Origin of the sequence: Polaromonas aquatica (assembly GCF_050626995.1) — a bacterium.
In the GTDB taxonomy this organism is placed as follows: Bacteria; Pseudomonadota; Gammaproteobacteria; order Burkholderiales; family Burkholderiaceae_C; genus Polaromonas; species Polaromonas aquatica_A.
Window position 1 is genome coordinate 2,448,078 of sequence record NZ_CP192467.1, and the last position, 16,443, is coordinate 2,464,520.

The following is a 16,443-nucleotide window of genomic DNA, read 5'->3' on the forward strand; positions in this document are numbered from 1 at the left end:
AAAACGGATGGCAAATATGTATTGTCGACGCCGCGGCGCCATGTAGAGCACTCTGCTCCCACCCAGTGACGGCGTGGAACCGGCTTAGCCGGGCCACAGCGGTCGCCCCCTGCAAGGGGGATCCGGCTACACGAAGTGAGCCGAGAAGGGGGTGTGCATGGTTTTGCAGTTCCTACCGGACCGGCAGGAACTGCAAAAAAGTGCCGCCCAGCAGGTTTTGCACATAGGTGATCACGGCACGCCGGTATTTTTCGGTCAATACCGAGGCCAGCAGGTCCAGCCGTCCGATCACCTTGCCGAACTCCCGTTCAAAACTCAGGTTGCGCTCACGCTCGGTGATTTCGTCGGCCAGCAACAGCGGCTGACCAGCGGCATTGCGCCGGTTGGACAGCATCCATACGGCAATCTCGATGTTGCGGGCAGCGTTGTAGATGTATTGTGCGTCCAGGTTGTCGGTCAGGTAAAACACCGTTTTGCCCCCATGGGCGGTGATCACCATATCGGCGCTGGCATAAATAAAGGCCGCCACGCGGTCACCCCTGAAATCGGGGCCAAGGGCCAGGGACAGCGCAGCGATGTCCCGCTTGCCCTGCAGCTCAGCCCAGGGGGTGCGGGTGTCGATGGCGACGCGCAACTGGGCGATGGCCGCATCGCGGCTGACAGTGCTGGTTTTTCGCCACTCAGCCGGGTTGCGGCGGTAGAGCTTGTCTGCCAGCCGGATCAGGCTGTCCATGTTGTCACGCATGCCCAGTGTGGCCACACGGTTGACGTCCGATTGGCCCACCTCGCTGGGGGCCATGGGTGCCACCTGCGCCTCACCCCTGTGCGTGGGCGCCGGGCCCGCGCAGCCGGCCAGTACCACTAGGGCCAGCAACAAAGGAAGAAGGGGGGAAAGGGGAAAAGGAGAAAAAAGAGAAAAAGGAGAAAAAGGAGGAAAGAAAGACGGGATGGTTGAGATGGAGGAAAAAGGGGATGAGGTGGGTGCCGGGCGCAGGGACATGCCGCATTCTCAGCGGTGGCGCGACACCGCGCAAGCATGGCTTTCCCGGGCGCCGGCAGCCGCCAGGCCACCGCTCAGGTGGATCAGATGGAACCCGCCGGCGTATGCAGCAGGCCGCGCGACTGCAGCACGCGGTGATCAATCTTGATGCAGTGGTCCTGAACCACCAGCAGCCCCGCAGCCTCGGCCTTGGCCGCCGCAGCCGGGTTGCTGATGCCCAGCTGCATCCATACCGCTTTGGCGCCTATGGCGATGGCCTCATCGACCACGGGCGGAATATCTTCGCTATTGCGAAAACAGTTCACAAGGTCGATTTTTTCGTGCTGCGCAGCCTCGGTTAGCGTTGAATAGGCTTTTTCACCCAGCACCTCTGCGGCGTTTGGGTTGACCGGAATGATGCGGTAGCCGTTGGTTTGCATGTAGCGCGCCACGTCAAAGCTGGCACGGTGCGGCTTGGGGGACAGGCCCACCACCGCAATGGTGCGGCAATGGTTCAGGATGTGCGGCATGCGCTCTGCTGGGGGTATAGCGCTCATGGAGTGGGCCTTTCGCGGAGGTTGGCGGACTGAGTGTCGGGCTTCGTTTGAAATCCGTCTCTCAGGCGTCCTTGTATTTCACGGCGCAGCCATAGGCTCGTGTGGAGGCCACGCTCAGCGGTTTGCCGCCCAGTGCTTCAGTGAGGCCCTGGCGGACGTAGTTGGTGGCGGTCTTGATGTCGTCCACGCGGGCAGAGGGAATACTGTCGATACCGCCGGCGTACACCAGCTGGCCCTGCGAGCTGATGATGTACATGTGCGGCGTGGTCTTGGCCCCGTAGAGCTGACCCACTTTGCCGGATTCATCCATCAGTGTGGCGGTGGGCTGGCCCTGCTTTTCCGTCATCCAGCCGGCCAGCTTTGCCGGCGCCAGGTAGTCGCCGCTGGCAGCCTCGGTGGAGTTGATGGACAGCCACACCACACCCTTGCCGGTGAATTCTTTTTGCAGCCCTTGCATGTTGCCGCTGTAGTGCTTGCGCACAAAGGGGCAGCCCGGGTTGGTCCATTCCAGCACCACCAGCTTGCCCTTGTAGTCGCTGAGTTTGTGCGATTTGCCTGCGGTATCGGTGGCCGTGAAGTCAGGCGCGGCCTGGCCCACGGCGGCGGGCGCCTGTGCGTGGGCGGTGAAGTGTGCGGCAAGGGGCGTCAGCACCAGTGCCCCCGAAAACAGACGGCGATTCATGAGGTGATTCACGGGGTGGTTAGACATGGCTTGAACTCCTTGAAAAAAGAGAAAAGAAAAACTACAGCTTGGCCAGTTCGGCCCTCACTTCATCGACCGAAAGAATTTCCGAGAGCACCACGGGCGCGCGGCCCGGTTTGTAAATCACGTACACCGGCACGCCGTTGCGTCCCAGTTGTTTCAGCGCGGCGGTGACGGCCGGGTCGCGCCGCGTCCAGTCGGCACGCAGCAGCGCCACGTTTTTCGCTTCCATGTCAGCCAGTACCGAGGCATTCGACAGGGTCGTTTTCTTGTTGTACTGGCAGGTCACGCACCAGGCGGCGGTGAAATCCACGAAGACACTTTGCCCCTGACCCGCGAGCTGGTCAACCCGGCCCGGTTCCCAGACCTGCCAACCGCTGGTTGCCGATGATGCCGACACAACAGGCGCGGGCCGGGTGATGTTCGGGCCAATGGCCCACAGGCCAAGCGCGCCCAGCGCCACCGAGAAAGTGGCCAGCAAGGTGCGGGCGGTGCCGCGCAGGGTAAAGGCCCAGATTGCCAGCGCCATCAGCACGAGCAGGGCCAGCAGCGCACCCGCACCGTCGATGCCGCTTTGCTGGCCCAGCACCCAGACAAGCCAGGCCACCGTGGCGAACATCGGAAAAGCCATCAACTGTTTGAAGGTCGCCATCCAGGGACCGGGGCGCGGCAAGGCACGCGCGACAGCCGGCACCGCGCTGGCGGCCAGATAGGGCAAGGCCATGCCCACGCCGATGGCTGCGAACACGGACAGCGCTTCAAGTGCCGGCAGGCCCACCGCATAACCCAGCGATGCGCCCATGAACGGCGCGGTGCACGGCGAAGCGATTGCCGTGGCCAGTACACCCGACAAAAACGCATTGACAACAGGATTTTTCGCCTGCCAGCCTGCCAGCCTGCCCGGCAGCACATTGCCGAATTCAAACAAGCCCGCCAGATTCAGGCCCAGCAAGGTGAACAGCGCCGCCAGCAGCGCGACCACGGCCGGGTTTTGCAGCTGGAAGCCCCAGCCCAGTTGTTCACCCGCAGCGCGCAAGCCCAGCAGCAGCGCGCCCAGCGCCAGGAAGGACAGCACCACGCCCGCGGTGTAGGCCAGCCCGGTGGTGACGCGTGTTGCCTGGTCCTTGACCTGCACAAAACCCACGACCTTGATCGCCAGCACCGGAAACACGCAAGGCATGAGGTTCAGGATCAGCCCGCCGAGCAGCGCGCCCAGCAGCGCGGCAATCAGGCCGACGGGTGGTGCGCTGGTTTGTGCCGGTGCTGCACCTGCCGAGGCGTTGGCGCGCAGCGCCGCCTCGAGCGCCGGCGGCATCACGGCGGCAGCGGCTGGGGCAGGCCATGGGCCTTTGACCGGAGCGTCGATGCGGTAGGCGACGTTCTCAGTGGCGACGACCAGTGGCATGCTGGCCGGGCTTTCGGTGCGCTGGCCTGACAGTGGCACCCTGGCTGTCCACACAGCGCCCTGCCAGGCTTGTTGCCAGGCTGCGGCCGGCTCGATCACGCTGCCGGTCTCGGGAAAGAAGGCCAGCATTTTCCCCCGCAGGGCTGCGGGCAGGCCGGCCAGGGAGACCTTGATCGCTTGGCCCTCGACTTCTACCTGGCTGGCGCCGGTTGCCAGGGATTTGGGGGTGGCCGCGAACGTGTCCTGAAACAGCTGGCCGCTGGACGCGGTGGAGCTTCGCACCGGGATGCTCAGCGCAAAGTCGCCCTCCTGCGGAATACACTCTTTGCGGCATACCAGCCAGGCCGCCTTGAGCTTCACATCCAGCTGGTTGCCGCCAAAGCCGGGCGCCACGGTCAGCGGCACCGGCAACAGCACCGTTTTTTCATAGCCATAGTTGGCCAGCGTGCCGATGGGGATTTTTTTCGGGGTCGGCCAGGCAATGTCTCCGGCGGTGATGCCGGCAGGCAGCTGCCATTCAAGCTGTGTGGGCAGACCCGAGTCGCCCGAATTTTTCCAGTAGGTGTGCCATTCGGGCTGGTGTGTCAGCCGCAACCCCACCCAGACCGGTTTGCCGGGCTCCACGCCTTGCGGCGCCCAGGCCTGCAGCTCGGCAGTGACCTGTTCCGTTGTGACCACTGCGCCAGCCGTGCTCTGGCCGCTTTTTCCGAGGATGCCTGAAAAGGCGTTTTGGGCATTAGCGGGCGCGGGAATTGCGCAAACCGCTATCAAAAATGTAGCAGCCAGAAAGGCAAACAGGGAGCGCTTGGAATTCATTGTGGAAGTGTGAGCAGGCAATGGAGATATTAGTTCCTGGGGCATCTCGCGGAAAACGGGAGCGCCGGCCGGCTTGCTGGCGGTTTGGCATCCTTTTGCCGCTTATTACAGCCGGTTCCGGAGCCAGCTCCGATAATAGGGTCATGCCGCGCATTGTCCTCGCCACCCTCAACGCGAAGTACATCCACGCGTCGCTGGGCCTGCGCTACCTGCTGGCCAATATGGACCTGCATGGCGGCGCTGGCCTTCGCGCGCAAACGCAGCTGCGGGAATTTGTGATCCAGCAACGGCCCATGCAGATTGTCGAGGAGCTTCTGGCGCTCAATCCTGAAGTCATCGGCCTCGGCGTCTATATATGGAATGTGGTGGAAACCACCCAGGTGGTACGCCTGCTCAAAACCCTGAGGCCCGGCATCAAGATCGTGCTCGGCGGGCCGGAGGTCAGTTATGAGACGGGCGAACAGGAAATCTGCCGCCTGGCTGACCACGTGGTCACCGGCTGGGGCGACGTGAGTTTCCCCAAGCTCTGCCGTGCCTTGCTGGATGGCCCACAACCGTTGATGAAAGTGATTGCCGGTGAGCAGCCGCCGCTGGAGGCACTGGCCTTGCCTTACAGCGAATACACCGGTGAGGACCTGGCCAAACGGTTGCTGTATGTCGAGGCCTCGCGTGGCTGCCCCTTCAAGTGCGAGTTTTGTTTGAGCTCGCTCGACAAAACCGCCTGGGCATTCGACCTGGACGGCTTCATGGCCGAAATGGACGCGCTGTACCGGCGCGGCGCGCGCAACTTCAAGTTTGTGGACCGCACGTTCAACCTGAAGGTCGAAAATTCGGTGCGCATCCTTCAGTTCTTCCTGGGCCGTATGGCGCCCGACCTGTTTGTGCATTTTGAAGTCGTGCCCGACAGCCTGCCCGACCGGCTCAAACTGCTGATTGCAAAATTCCCGCCGGGATCGCTGCAGTTTGAAGTCGGTATCCAGAGCTTCAACCCCGAAGTGCAGCAGCGTATTTCGCGCAAGCAGGACAACACGAAGACAGCGGACAACCTGCGCTGGCTGGTCAACGAAAGCCAGGCCCATGTGCATGCCGACCTGATCTTCGGCTTGCCCGGTGAGACGCTGGAAAGCTTTGCCCTGGGCTTTGACCGCCTGTACGCGCTGGCGCCGCATGAAATCCAGTTCGGAATCCTGAAGCGCCTTCGCGGCACACCGATCACCCGCCACACGGTGGAGTTCGCCATGGCGTATGACCCGCAAACGCCGTACACGATATTGCAGAACTCCACCATCGACTTTGTCACCATGCAGCGCATCAACCGTTTTGCGCGGTATTGGGAAATGTTGGCCAACTCGGGGCGTTTTGCGCGGGGACTCCAGCTGCTCTTGGCGCCCGGCTCGGCATTCGGCCACTTCCTCCATTTCAGCGACTGGCTGTGGGCCAGCACCGGTAAGACCCATGAGTTCGCGCCAGAGAAGCTGGTGGATTTTCTGTTTGAGCACCTCACCGCGGTGCGAGGCCTGGCCGACGCAGAGGTGCGCAGCGCCCTGCTGGCCGACTACATGGCGAGCGGCGCACGCGGGCGTCCCAACGCCCTGGCCGACCTGCTGGGCGCCGCACGTGTGGCGGCTCCATTGCGTGCCGGCAGGCAGGGCGCTGAGCGGCAGGGCCGGCATGTGAATCAGCAACTGGGCTCGCAGGACGGGGTGGGTGCGCATCGGGAAGCCATTCAGAGAGCTGCTGCTGCGGCTTGAAGCTGTTTGTGTCATTTGGCCAGGTAAATCGGGCGTAAGAAGCTATCAAATTAATAGCAAATGATGCGCATTGGCGATTCGGGTGGGCCGGCAAGGATTGGGGTCGTCCGCTCGCCGGAACTGCCTCGGTCCGCCATCGGCCGGAAGCACCAGGCCCGGCAATCCGCCAGATAGCTCAAAATACCCACCATGACCTTCGATGCAGCCAATCCCCCCCGCTTCTGGTCCGGCCTGAAAAGCCCTGACTTTGCACGCCTGGACCTGGCGCGCTGTATCGCGGTACTGCCGGTGGCGGCCATCGAACAGCACGGCCCGCACCTGCCGCTCAATGTGGATGCCACGCTGGTGGAAGGCGTGGTCGCGGCCTGCTTGGCGCATCTGCCAGCCGGGCAGCCGGTGCTGTTTTTGCCCACGCAATCGGTCGGCTTCAGTCCCGAGCACACCCGCTTTGCCGGAACGCTCACGCTGAAAGCCGAAACCGTCATCCGGCTCTGGACCGAGTTGGCCGAATCCGTCGCGCTGACGGGCGTCAAAAAACTGGTGCTGCTCAATTCCCACGGCGGCCAGGTCGGGCTGCTGGACGTGGTGGCGCGCGACTTGCGGGCCCGGCTGGGCATGCTGGTCTACAGCGTGAACTGGTTCAACCTGCCGCTCGTGGGTGAAGACGGCAAGCCGGTGAACGATTTATTCAGCGCCACGGAACACCGCTTCGGCATCCACGCGGGCGAGATTGAAACTTCCATGATGCTGGCGCTCAAGCCGGAGCAGGTCGATATGACCAAGGCGCAGAACTTTCACTCCACCTCGCAGGATCGCGCCAAAAAATTCAGCATCCTGGGCGACGGCCGCAGCGCCAAGCTGGCCTGGCAGATGCAGGACTACAACCCGCAGGGCGCCGTTGGCAATGCGGCTGCGGCCACAGCGGAAAAGGGCCGCGCGGTGCTGGAGGCCGCGGGGCGCAGCCTGGCGCAGGTGCTGGTGCAGATCGACCAGCTGCCGGCCGACACGCTGAGCGATAAAACAGCCTTCTGATTTGTGGAGCCGGCTTTCCACAAGCGCGCCTAGCGCAGGATCACGGTCTGGCGCTTCCACCTGGCGTCCTGCCAGCGGTTAAAAGCGGCCAGCGCGCTGGCGTCTCCGGCGTGTTTCTCAGTCGTCAGCGTATCCATGCGCGCCACCTCAAAGCTGCGACGCAGGCGCCCGGCGATGCGGGTTTCGCGGGCCAGCAGCATCTGCGGCGCGCCACGCACCCAGCCGGCAAATTCCACATACCCCAGTTCGGGCCCGTTGCTGGCGGGTGGCAGCACCTCAATCGTCCACTGCCCGGCGCTCTTGCGAAACACCCACAGCTCGCGCCAGGCATCCAGCGGCTGTACCGCCAGCGCCAGGGCCTGGCCGTCGGGGTGGGCGCTGGCGGAAGCAGCCCACACAATGCCGTACGTGCAGCGTTTGGCTACGGCGTCCTTGCCGGGTTTGCCGTCGGCTTTGTTCTCATACAGCGCCACGCAGGTTTCGCCGGCTTGGCCCGGCTCGGTGACCACGGTCAGTTTGGCGAAGCGGGGCAGCGTGGTCTCGGCGGCCCAGCGTGAAGCGCCTACGCGAATGGCTGCGTCGTTGTAGTCCTGCCGGTCGTTGTCCGTCAGTTCGGATTTGTTCACCGCTGCTAGTTCCGCCAGGGCGCGCTGCGCCGCTGCCACAGGAGCATCGGCCCGGCGTGCCTGTTCAAACGCGAGGCTGGCATACACGCCGGCGCGCCGCAGGCGCAAACGGTTTTTGCTGACTTCTGACAAGTGCGCGAACTGCGCGGCGCTGATTTTGTCGAGCATCTCGGCGCGCCACAGGTCGTGCGCCATGCGTGCTTGCGGGTGCAAATCGGGGCTCATGCAGTCGGGGCGGGTCGCGGCCAAAGCAGCACGGGTGCGCTGCTCCGGGTCTGATGGCAGCGCCAGCACGCGGCGAAACGCCTCACCGTTGTAGCAAAGCTGCATGCTGCCGCCTTGCTCATAGCCCTTGAAGGTCACGCCGTAAAAAGACGCCACTTCCATGTGCGCGGAGATCACATCGCTGGTGGCCTTGCCGTGTTTCATCGAGGCGCGCCGCGCCAGGCGCTCGGCCATGGTGCCCAGCGCGTCAAACGGCTCCGCCCCAATCGCTTCCGCCGGCGCGGCCTTGAGGTAGGCGGCCGTATACGCAATACCCAGAGACTCATCGCCCGGGCTTTCGCGCAGAAAACGCACCACCGACAGGAGTTGCGGCGCGTCTTCGGGCTGCAGCGAGACGGTGCGCACCTGGCTCACATGGATGAAGCCTGCGCGCTCCCGCCGGTGGTCATACACCTGCAAGTAGTCCATGCGCTGGCCGCGGATCTCGAGCGAATCGCCTTGCCACAAGGCCGCTTGCTGTGCGGCTGAATCACGTGGTGCGGCGCGCAGAGTGGCCTGGTCTTGCGTGACGATGGCCAGTGTCAGGAGTGCGGTGGTGATCATTATTCGGCTTCCTGGTTGTCTTGGGTGTCTTGCGTGCCGGCGCTGCGGGCAGCTTGCGCCACGGTGCGGCCCTTGGGCGAGCCGCCCAGCAGGCCCGCGCCCACAAAGCCGCCATCGGTGGAGGGCGGGGCGATGATCACGGTGATCTTGTCGCTGAGCTTGTCGGCCATGGTCTTCTGGATCAGCAGCGGATGCCGCGTGATCAGCACGCCCTCGCGCGCCATCTGCTCGCTGTTGATCTTGCCCACGCGGTCAAGACGATAGGCTTCGGCGTCCGCCAGCTTCTGGCGTGAATCTGCCTCGCCGGATGCCTCGATGCGCCGCGCCTGCGCGCTGCCTTCGGCGGTGCGGATGCGCGACTGCTTGTCGGCCTCGGCTTCGAGCTGGCGTTGCTCGATCTGTTTTTGCTTGAAGGGCAGAACGTGTTTCATGGCTTCTTCCTGCGCCTTGGCGGCAATCACCTGTTCACTGGCGGCGGCTTGCGCATTGGTTTCGCGGCGGATTTTTTCGGCCATGGCATCCAGCTCGGTTTCTTTGACACGCTTTTCCTTCAGCGCCAGCGTGTAGCGCATTTTTTCAGTGGCCAGCTCTTCAGCCAACAACTTGTCCATGCCATTTCGGTAGTCGGCTGGCAGGTCCACCTTGCCCATCTGCACCGTGCGCAGCAAGATGCCGTCGGCCGCCAGCTTGGGTTTGAGCTCGGCTTCAATGAGCTGCTGAATCTCGGCGCGCTTGCTCGAGAAAATTTCCCGCACGGTGTAGCGGGTGAAGGTCTTGTAGATCACGCCCTGCACGGCGGGTTGCACGATCTGGCCGGCGATGTCGTCGGGCAGGTTTTTCGACAACGCGTTGACCTTGGTGGGATCCAGCGCATAACGCACCGTGATGTCCACGCCCAGCGACATGCCTTCGACCGACTGGAAGGGCGAAGGGCCGTCGGCGCGGCTGCTGCCTTCTGGGCGATAGACCTGGTCGCGCAGGGAGAAGGTGCGCACTTCATGCAGGCCGGGCAGCAGCAACAGCGAGCCTTCACGGAACTCATCGACGCCGCCGGTCAGTTGGTTGGTGCGAATTGCCACCTCGCCCCGCGTAACCGACTCCACGGGCGGATGCACCCACAGCAAGTAGCCGGCCGTGCCTGCGGCCGCGGTGGCGATCATCAGGCCGCGGGCGCCGGCGGCGCACAGCACGCCGTTGGCGGCGATACGGCGGGTGCTGCGCATCCCTCTGGCAAAGATGACGGAAATACGTTGGGCGATGCGGCTAAGACGTGGGCTCATGAGGGTTCCTCCAGTGGTTTTGGCGAGAGGCGCAGGTTGCGCTTTCTCTGGCCTCCATTGTTCGAATCGGGCCCGGAGCATTCAATGCGCCTGCGCGGTGTCTTTGCTCGGGTTACCGGCAACAAACCTCCGCCAACGGAAGAAACACTCACACGGCCGGCGGCAAGCCACACCCATAATGGCGGCACCTCACCCTCCTGCACCTCCTGACGCCCCATGACCAAAATTGCCGTGATCGAAGACGACTTGCCCATGAGCAACCAGCTCAAAGGCTGGATTGAATCGGCCCGGCCGGGCATCCAGGTCGACCAGTGGTTCAACCGCGATGAAGCCGAAGCGGCGGTCGCCCGCGAAGGCTACGACGCCGTGGTGCTGGACATCGAACTCGGGCGCGAACGCCATGCCGGCGTGGCCATCATCAATGCCATCAACAAGCAGCAGCACGGCACGCCCGTGCTGGTGGTGTCCGCCATGCCGGCCGCCATTTACCGCAGCATCATGAAAGCGCTGGACGCCTGGGACTACCTGCAAAAGACCACCTTCGAGGAAGCCGACTTCATCGAGACCTTCCTGGACATCCTGCGCACCGCCAAAACCAAACCCATGGGCAAGGCGCCTGCCGCGGACAGCCAGGAACTGCAGCTGGACCCGCTGCGCCAGAACACGGCCATATGGCGCGGCCAGCGCTTGAACCTGCCGCTGACGGCGCAGCGCATCCTGGCGGCGCTGCACGCCCGCCGGGGCGAGGTGGTGAGTTATGACGACCTCTACCAGGTCGTCAAAAGCGGTCGCAACCGCGACAACATCCGAAAACACGTGAGCACCATCCGCGACGCGTTCAGGGAAATCGACGCGGCGTTCGACGGCATTGAGAACGTTCCCATGCGCGGCTTTCGCTGGGCCGAGGCGCCCGAGCCCCTGCGCGGCAAAGGCAAGGCGTGAAGCTGCCTACCCGCCTGGACGTTGAGCGCCTGCTGCCGGCGCGCGTGCCCTTTGGCCTGCGCGTATTTTTCCGCGGTGCCTTCCTGCTGCTGGGGTTGGCCACTATCGCACTGGCCATCGCCGTGTTGCAGGACGAAAAAGAGCGCAGCTACCGCAACTACCAGGACGGTTTTCGCAAGAACCAGGCGCAGATCGCGGCCAAACTGCGCCACCCTACGGGCCAGCTGGTGTTGCTCAACCCCACGGCCTATGAACATGAAGTGACACCCTTGCGCCCGCTGGTGCTGCCGTTCTCCGCCCTGGATTTCGATGATCGCAACAAAGCCCAGCAAGCAGTGGAAATGGCCGGATGCCTGGTGCAGTACCCCGATGCGGCCTCGATGTGTGTGGCAGTTGGCAACAATCCTTTTGCCGGAGGTTTTATCTACGCCGTTGGCAGCTTCAACAGCGGCCCGCTGGTGTCCCATACCTCGGGCACGCTGGACTTGAGCCTTGCGCACCGCGCCCGCATCACGGTCGATATGCGCGGGCAGCGCTACCGCTGGATTGCACCGTTCCAGGCCATGCAGGCCATGGACGAAGGCCGCAACGCCTCACTGTTTGCCAATGCCAGAGGGCGCCTGGTGGGTTTTGTCGACGAGGGACCGATCACACCGGCCAGCCGGCCTGTGCGCGACTTTCGGGGTTGGCTGTGGCAAGACAGCCGCTGTATGGACGGCACGCTGGCGGCGGACCCGGAATGCGCACGGCGGGCATTTGTGAGCGTGCGCCTGCCGGTGGAGCTGTTTCGCGAGGCCCTCTTTTCCAAAGGGCCCGCGGGCATCGTCTGGCCGCCCGCCGACCTGGATCAGATCAAGGTGCAGGTGGAGATGCTGGCTCCCGGCGAGGGCAAGCCGCTGTTTGACAGCAATGCCGAAGGCGCCACTGCCCCTTTCTCATGGGCGGAGCTCACGCCCCTGCTGCTGCTTGGCGAAAAGCTGCGTATCCGCAAGCTGGGTGCCGCCGGCGCCAGCACCGACATCGTGGCGCTGTCCGGCGCGGAGGCTACCGAGCGCTCTTCCCCCCTGATCGCCTGGTTGATACGCCGGCTGCAGGTGGATGGCTATGACGCGCCCATCACCAGTGCCGAGGTCATCAGCACACCGCTGGGGCGTTACGAGCTCATACTCACCGGCGACATCCGCACCGTCAACAAGGCTTTAACGGTAGTGGCTACCCGGGTGTCCTGGTTTGTGGGCGGCATGCTGCTGGCCATCTTTGTGACCTGGCTGGCCATTGAGTTGCGCATCATCCACCGCATCACCGTACTCACCCGCCGTGCCGCCTCCGTGTCCAAGGGCGTGCGGGCCAGCGACAGCCTGGCCACTGTGGACCTCACCGACCTGCGCGGTGGTGACGAGCTGGGTGTGCTGGCCGGCGGCCTGCAGGATTTGCTGCAGCGCGTGAATGAAGACGTGCGCCGTGAACAGATACGCATCGCTCAGGAAAAAGACACCTGGCACGCGGTCGGCCACGAAATCATGTCGCCCCTGCAATCGCTGATGGTGTTGCACGGCAGCGCTGATGACCCCGCGCACCGCTACATCAGCCGCATGCAGCAGGCCGTGCGCGTGCTCTACGGCAGCGCGTCGCCCAGCGAAGCTTTTGAATCCACCGCGCTCAATGTGCAGACGCTGGATGCGAATGAATTCCTGAGCCATGTGGCGCGCAACGCCGCGGCCGCGGGCATTCCGGGCGTGGCCTTTGAGCCCCTGGCCCAGCCGGTCAGGGTGCGTGCCGATGAATATTCGCTGGAAGACGTGGTCTCGCACGTGCTTCGCAATGCCGATCGCTACCGGTTGCCTGGCAGTCTGATCCGCATCACGATGTCGCAACAGGCGCAGGAAGGCACCGCGCCGGAGGCGGTGATCACCATCAGCAACCAGGGCCCGCAGATCGAAGCAGGCCTCCTGGACAAGATATTTGAATACGGCGTATCCGACCAACCCGACAGCGGCACAGCGGGCCAGCGCGGGCAGGGCCTGTTTGTCGCCAAAACCTATATGGCCAAGATGGGCGGAACCATCACCGCGCACAACCGGGACAGCGGCGTGTGCCTTGAACTGCGCCTGCAGTGTGCAGCCTGAAAAAAAGCCCCCAGCGAGCGGTAACTTGCTGGGGGCCTTGTCTTGCCAGGCGGACCGGTAAGCCCGCTGCCATGGAAGAAGTATCGCCTGGGTGCGGCCGAATAATTTGCTTGATTTGCTGCCAGATTTCCCGGATATAGATAAAAAATCTGAAAATCCAGAAAAATCAGATAAATTAACTGAATGGATACTTTAGACCGGAAAATCCTTCAGGTTTTGCAGGCTGATGCGCGCACCAGCCTGCAGGATATCGGCCAGGCCGTGGGCCTGAGTCCTTCACCCTGCTGGGGCCGCATCAAGAAAATGGAAGAAGCCGGCGTGATCGAGGGCTACACCGTGCGCCTCAATGCGCAGGCGCTGGGGCTGGGCGACACGGTGATGGTCCAGGTCACGCTGGACAGCCATTCCGACAACACGCTGGAAAAATTCGGCGAAACGCTGGCCGCGATCCCCGAGGTGATCGAGGCTTGGCTGGTCTCCGGTGAATACGACTACCTGCTGCGCATCGCCGTGCACGACACCAAGGACTATGAACGCCTGCTGCGCGAGCGGCTCTACAAGATCAAGGGAATACGCCACAGCAAGTCGAGCTTTGTGTTGCGCACCCTCAAAAAGGCCGACCTGCCATTGCTGCCCGGATGAACGCGTGGGACTGGGGCTGACAACGCGCAGTGCGGCTGGCTGACAGCGTGGCCGGCGCGCGGCGCGCACAGTAGACGGGGCGCCGTGTTGGTACGGCGCGGCATCCAAGGGGGATTTATGCGTTCACCGGTTTTTTTCGCCAGGGCATGGCTTGCGGCCGTGGCCTGTACGGCCATCGTGGGCAGCCTGGTGGCCTGCGGCGACACCGCCCTGTTGCCGCCCGAAGCGGGCATGGGCGCCAACCCCACCCTGCCGCAACCCAAAAAGAGCCTGATTCCCACTGTCAACATCGCTCCGGCCAAAGGTTGGCCCGAAGGAGTCATGCCGACGCCGATGACCGGCCTGGGTGTCACGGCGCTTGCTTCCGGCCTGGACCATCCGCGCTGGGTCTATGTGCTGCCCAATGGCGATGTGCTGGTGGCCGAAAGCAATGCACCACCCAAACCTGAAGACGGCCAGGGCATCAAGGGCTGGATCATGAAAAAGGTGATGGGGCGGGCAGGCGCCGGAGTGCCCAGCGCGAACCGCATCACCTTGCTGCGCGACGCCGACGGCGACGGCAAGGCAGAAACCCGCGAGGTGTTTTTGCAGAACCTGAACTCGCCGTTTGGCATGGCGCTGGTCGGCAATGACTTTTATGTTGCCAACACCGACGCCGTGGTGCGCTTTCCCTACCAGCCTGGGCAAACCAGCATCACGGCCGCCCCTGTCAAGGTGGTGGATTTGCCGGCCGGTCCCATCAACCATCACTGGACCAAAAACATGATTGCCAATGCCGACGGCAGCAAGCTGTATGTGACGGTGGGGTCCAACAGCAATGTGGGTGAACGCGGCATGGAGGCGGAGACCGGCCGCGCCGCCATCTGGGAGGTCGACCCCAAAACCGGCGCTCACCGCGTGTACGCCTCGGGCCTGCGCAACCCCAACGGCATGGGCTGGGCGCCCGGCAGCGGTGCGCTCTGGACGGTGGTGAACGAGCGCGACGAAATCGGCAGCGACCTGGTGCCCGACTACCTCACCTCGGTGCGCGATGGCGTGTTTTATGGCTGGCCCTACAGCTACTTCGGCCAGAACGTGGACGACCGCGTGAAGCCGCCGCGGCCGGATCTTGTATCGCAGGCGGTTTCGCCCGACTATGCGCTGGGCTCCCATGTCGCGCCGCTGGGCATGGTGTTTTCAGAAGGCAATGCATTGCCGCCATCCTTGGCCACAGGAGCTTTTATCGGTGAACACGGCTCCTGGAACCGTGTGCCGCACAGCGGCTACAAGGTGGTGTTTGTGCCTTTCCTGAACGGTTTGCCGTCTGGCTTGCCGGTGGATGTACTCACGGGCTTCCTGAGCGCCGAGGGTCACGCCTACGGCCGGCCGGTGGGCGTCGCGATGGACAAGCGCGGTGCGCTGCTGGTGGCCGATGACGTGGGCAATGCAGTGTGGCGCGTCAGCGGCAGCCGGACGAAGTAAGCCGCGCCATCGGCTTCGTTTTGTTGAAAGAAAAAGGCCTTCAGGCCAAGCGAAATGGGCGCATCCAGCTATTAATACGATAGCGAATGGTGCCGGCTCAAAAATCCTTACGCTGGCGGCAACACCATGTCCGCGGTACCCGGGCAGACCCAGCGGGGGTATTCCCGCGAGGTGTCTATGCATCCACCCGACTCATACACCCCCTTGGGCTCGCGCATCCGCAGCATCAGCTCCAGGATCCGCGCGGCCTCCGCGGGGTTGGCGCTGGATGCCTTGACGCCCGCTTCCACAATGCTTTCGTTGATGCGCAGTTCGCCAGCCTTGTCGGTATAGGTGGCATGGCGCCAGTGAAACAGCTCCAGGCATTTGGCCGTCAGCGTGTAGGGTTGCTCGCGCTTCCAGAAGTTGGTGAACAAGCCACCTCCCAGGTAGAACACCCAGGAGCCTTCGTAGCCCGAGACGTCGGAGGAGTGTTCATCGGGGTTGCGGAACCACAGGCGGTCACCCGGCACGTAGTACTTCGGCGGCAGGGGCTGCTCCATCGTGCCGTATTCACGCAGGAATACATCATGGAACTTGCCCGACATGATGGCACGGCGCTCCCAGCGCTGCTGCAATGCCGCCAGCAATGGCGGGTTGCAGGTTTCGAGTTCCTGCGCGATGGCCAGCAGGATCACGTACTCGGTCGCGCGATAGCAGGAAAAGGAATACAGCTTGCCGGAGGCCTCGGGCTGGGTGGCTTTTTGCAGGGCGGGGATCAGCGCATGGCCGGGCCTGACGGTAAAACCATCGTCTTCCGAATACGTCCAGCAGTCCTCGGGCCGGTTGACTTCGGTGGTGTGAAACTCAAGTGCCGTCTTGCGCGCGGCCACCACGATGTTGCGGCGTATGCGTATCGCCGAGGCGAGTTCCGCATGGCTGGGAAATTCAAAGGCGGCCGGGCTCAGCAGCATGGCCAGAAGGATTTCGCGTTCCAGGTCTTCGCTGTTGCCCAGCGTGTCCAGCTGCAGCTTTTCCGCCAGGCCGATGGTGTCCAGCCCGGGAGCCCACTGCGCGGCCAGGGAGTCCGGCAGGCAAAAGCTTCTTGCGGCGCCGGTGCCGGAGGAAATCTCCGTGAACCTGACGGCATCCTGCAGGCCGAGCCTCTCCAGTTGCGCCAGCAGGCCGTAGGTGGAGGCCGCCAGCGCACTGGTAGTGTCAGCGCGAAGAACGATACCCACGGGACGCGGGCCTGCAGGGTAGGAGGAGGTGTCTGTCATGCTGCCGAAGAGTATCTTTGCTTGCGCCCGGCCCGG

13 protein-coding genes are annotated in these 16,443 nt (G+C 63.6%); 6 read left to right on the top strand and 7 right to left on the bottom strand.

All coding sequences use genetic code 11. The features are described 5' to 3' along the window. Nucleotides 1-172: 172 nt before the first annotated feature. The 4 genes from ACQ4MS_RS11730 to ACQ4MS_RS11745 all read right to left on the bottom strand — a co-directional run bounded on the left by ACQ4MS_RS11730 (nt 173) and on the right by ACQ4MS_RS11745 (nt 4,460). A complete protein-coding gene (locus ACQ4MS_RS11730; protein WP_431094646.1) occupies nt 173-1,000 on the bottom strand; it encodes a hypothetical protein in 828 nt (275 codons plus the stop codon). Between the two features lie 83 nt (nt 1,001-1,083). Then, a complete protein-coding gene (locus ACQ4MS_RS11735) occupies nt 1,084-1,536 on the bottom strand; it encodes a CoA-binding protein (protein WP_431094647.1) in 453 nt (150 codons plus the stop codon). A gap of 61 nt (nt 1,537-1,597) precedes the next feature. Further along, nucleotides 1,598-2,245, bottom strand: a complete 648-nt coding sequence (locus ACQ4MS_RS11740) for a thioredoxin family protein (protein ID WP_431094649.1) — start codon at nt 2,243-2,245, stop codon at nt 1,598-1,600. Between the two features lie 34 nt (nt 2,246-2,279). Next, on the bottom strand, nt 2,280-4,460 hold the full coding sequence (locus tag ACQ4MS_RS11745; protein ID WP_431094651.1) for a protein-disulfide reductase DsbD family protein: 2,181 nt from the start codon (nt 4,458-4,460) through the stop codon (nt 2,280-2,282). Nucleotides 4,461-4,603: 143 nt separating this feature from the next. On the opposite strand from ACQ4MS_RS11745, the gene ACQ4MS_RS11750 reads away from it, so the two are divergent. Both ACQ4MS_RS11750 and ACQ4MS_RS11755 read left to right on the top strand, forming a co-directional pair. Next, nucleotides 4,604-6,211 carry a B12-binding domain-containing radical SAM protein gene (locus ACQ4MS_RS11750; RefSeq protein WP_431094653.1) on the top strand — a complete coding sequence of 536 codons (1,608 nt, stop codon included), beginning with the start codon at nt 4,604-4,606 and terminating at the stop codon, nt 6,209-6,211. Nucleotides 6,212-6,400: 189 nt separating this feature from the next. Continuing rightward, entirely contained in the window at nt 6,401-7,243 is an 843-nt protein-coding gene (locus ACQ4MS_RS11755; RefSeq protein ID WP_431094655.1) for a creatininase family protein, read from the top strand. A 29-nt stretch (nt 7,244-7,272) separates the two neighbouring features. Here the strand turns inward: ACQ4MS_RS11755 and ACQ4MS_RS11760 are convergent, their stop codons facing one another. Further along, nucleotides 7,273-8,697: a hypothetical protein gene (locus tag ACQ4MS_RS11760; RefSeq protein ID WP_431094657.1), complete on the bottom strand. Its 1,425-nt coding sequence runs from the start codon at nt 8,695-8,697 to the stop codon at nt 7,273-7,275. Next, the gene (locus ACQ4MS_RS11765) at nt 8,697-9,977 is read right to left on the bottom strand and encodes an SPFH domain-containing protein (RefSeq protein ID WP_431094661.1); all 1,281 of its coding nucleotides are present in this window, start codon (nt 9,975-9,977) and stop codon (nt 8,697-8,699) included. The genes ACQ4MS_RS11760 and ACQ4MS_RS11765 overlap by 1 nt, the downstream gene beginning before the upstream one ends. 216 nt (nt 9,978-10,193) lie before the next feature. Here ACQ4MS_RS11765 and ACQ4MS_RS11770 point away from each other — a divergent pair, with 216 nt between their 5' ends. From ACQ4MS_RS11770 to ACQ4MS_RS11785, 4 genes are all read left to right on the top strand, one after another. Next, entirely contained in the window at nt 10,194-10,919 is a 726-nt protein-coding gene (locus ACQ4MS_RS11770) for a response regulator transcription factor (RefSeq protein ID WP_431094663.1), read from the top strand. Next, nucleotides 10,916-13,045, top strand: a complete 2,130-nt coding sequence (locus tag ACQ4MS_RS11775) for an ATP-binding protein (RefSeq protein ID WP_431094665.1) — start codon at nt 10,916-10,918, stop codon at nt 13,043-13,045. Before ACQ4MS_RS11770 ends, ACQ4MS_RS11775 begins: the two co-directional genes overlap by 4 nt. Before the next feature lie 183 nt (nt 13,046-13,228). Continuing rightward, on the top strand, nt 13,229-13,687 hold the full coding sequence (locus ACQ4MS_RS11780) for an Lrp/AsnC family transcriptional regulator (protein ID WP_122955073.1): 459 nt from the start codon (nt 13,229-13,231) through the stop codon (nt 13,685-13,687). 117 nt (nt 13,688-13,804) lie between these two features. Continuing rightward, nucleotides 13,805-15,148 carry a PQQ-dependent sugar dehydrogenase gene (locus ACQ4MS_RS11785; RefSeq protein WP_431094667.1) on the top strand — a complete coding sequence of 448 codons (1,344 nt, stop codon included), beginning with the start codon at nt 13,805-13,807 and terminating at the stop codon, nt 15,146-15,148. A 107-nt stretch (nt 15,149-15,255) separates the two neighbouring features. On the opposite strand, the gene ACQ4MS_RS11790 is transcribed toward ACQ4MS_RS11785, so the two are convergent. After that, entirely contained in the window at nt 15,256-16,407 is a 1,152-nt protein-coding gene (locus ACQ4MS_RS11790) for a hypothetical protein (RefSeq protein ID WP_431094669.1), read from the bottom strand. Between the last annotated feature and the right edge of the window lie 36 nt (nt 16,408-16,443).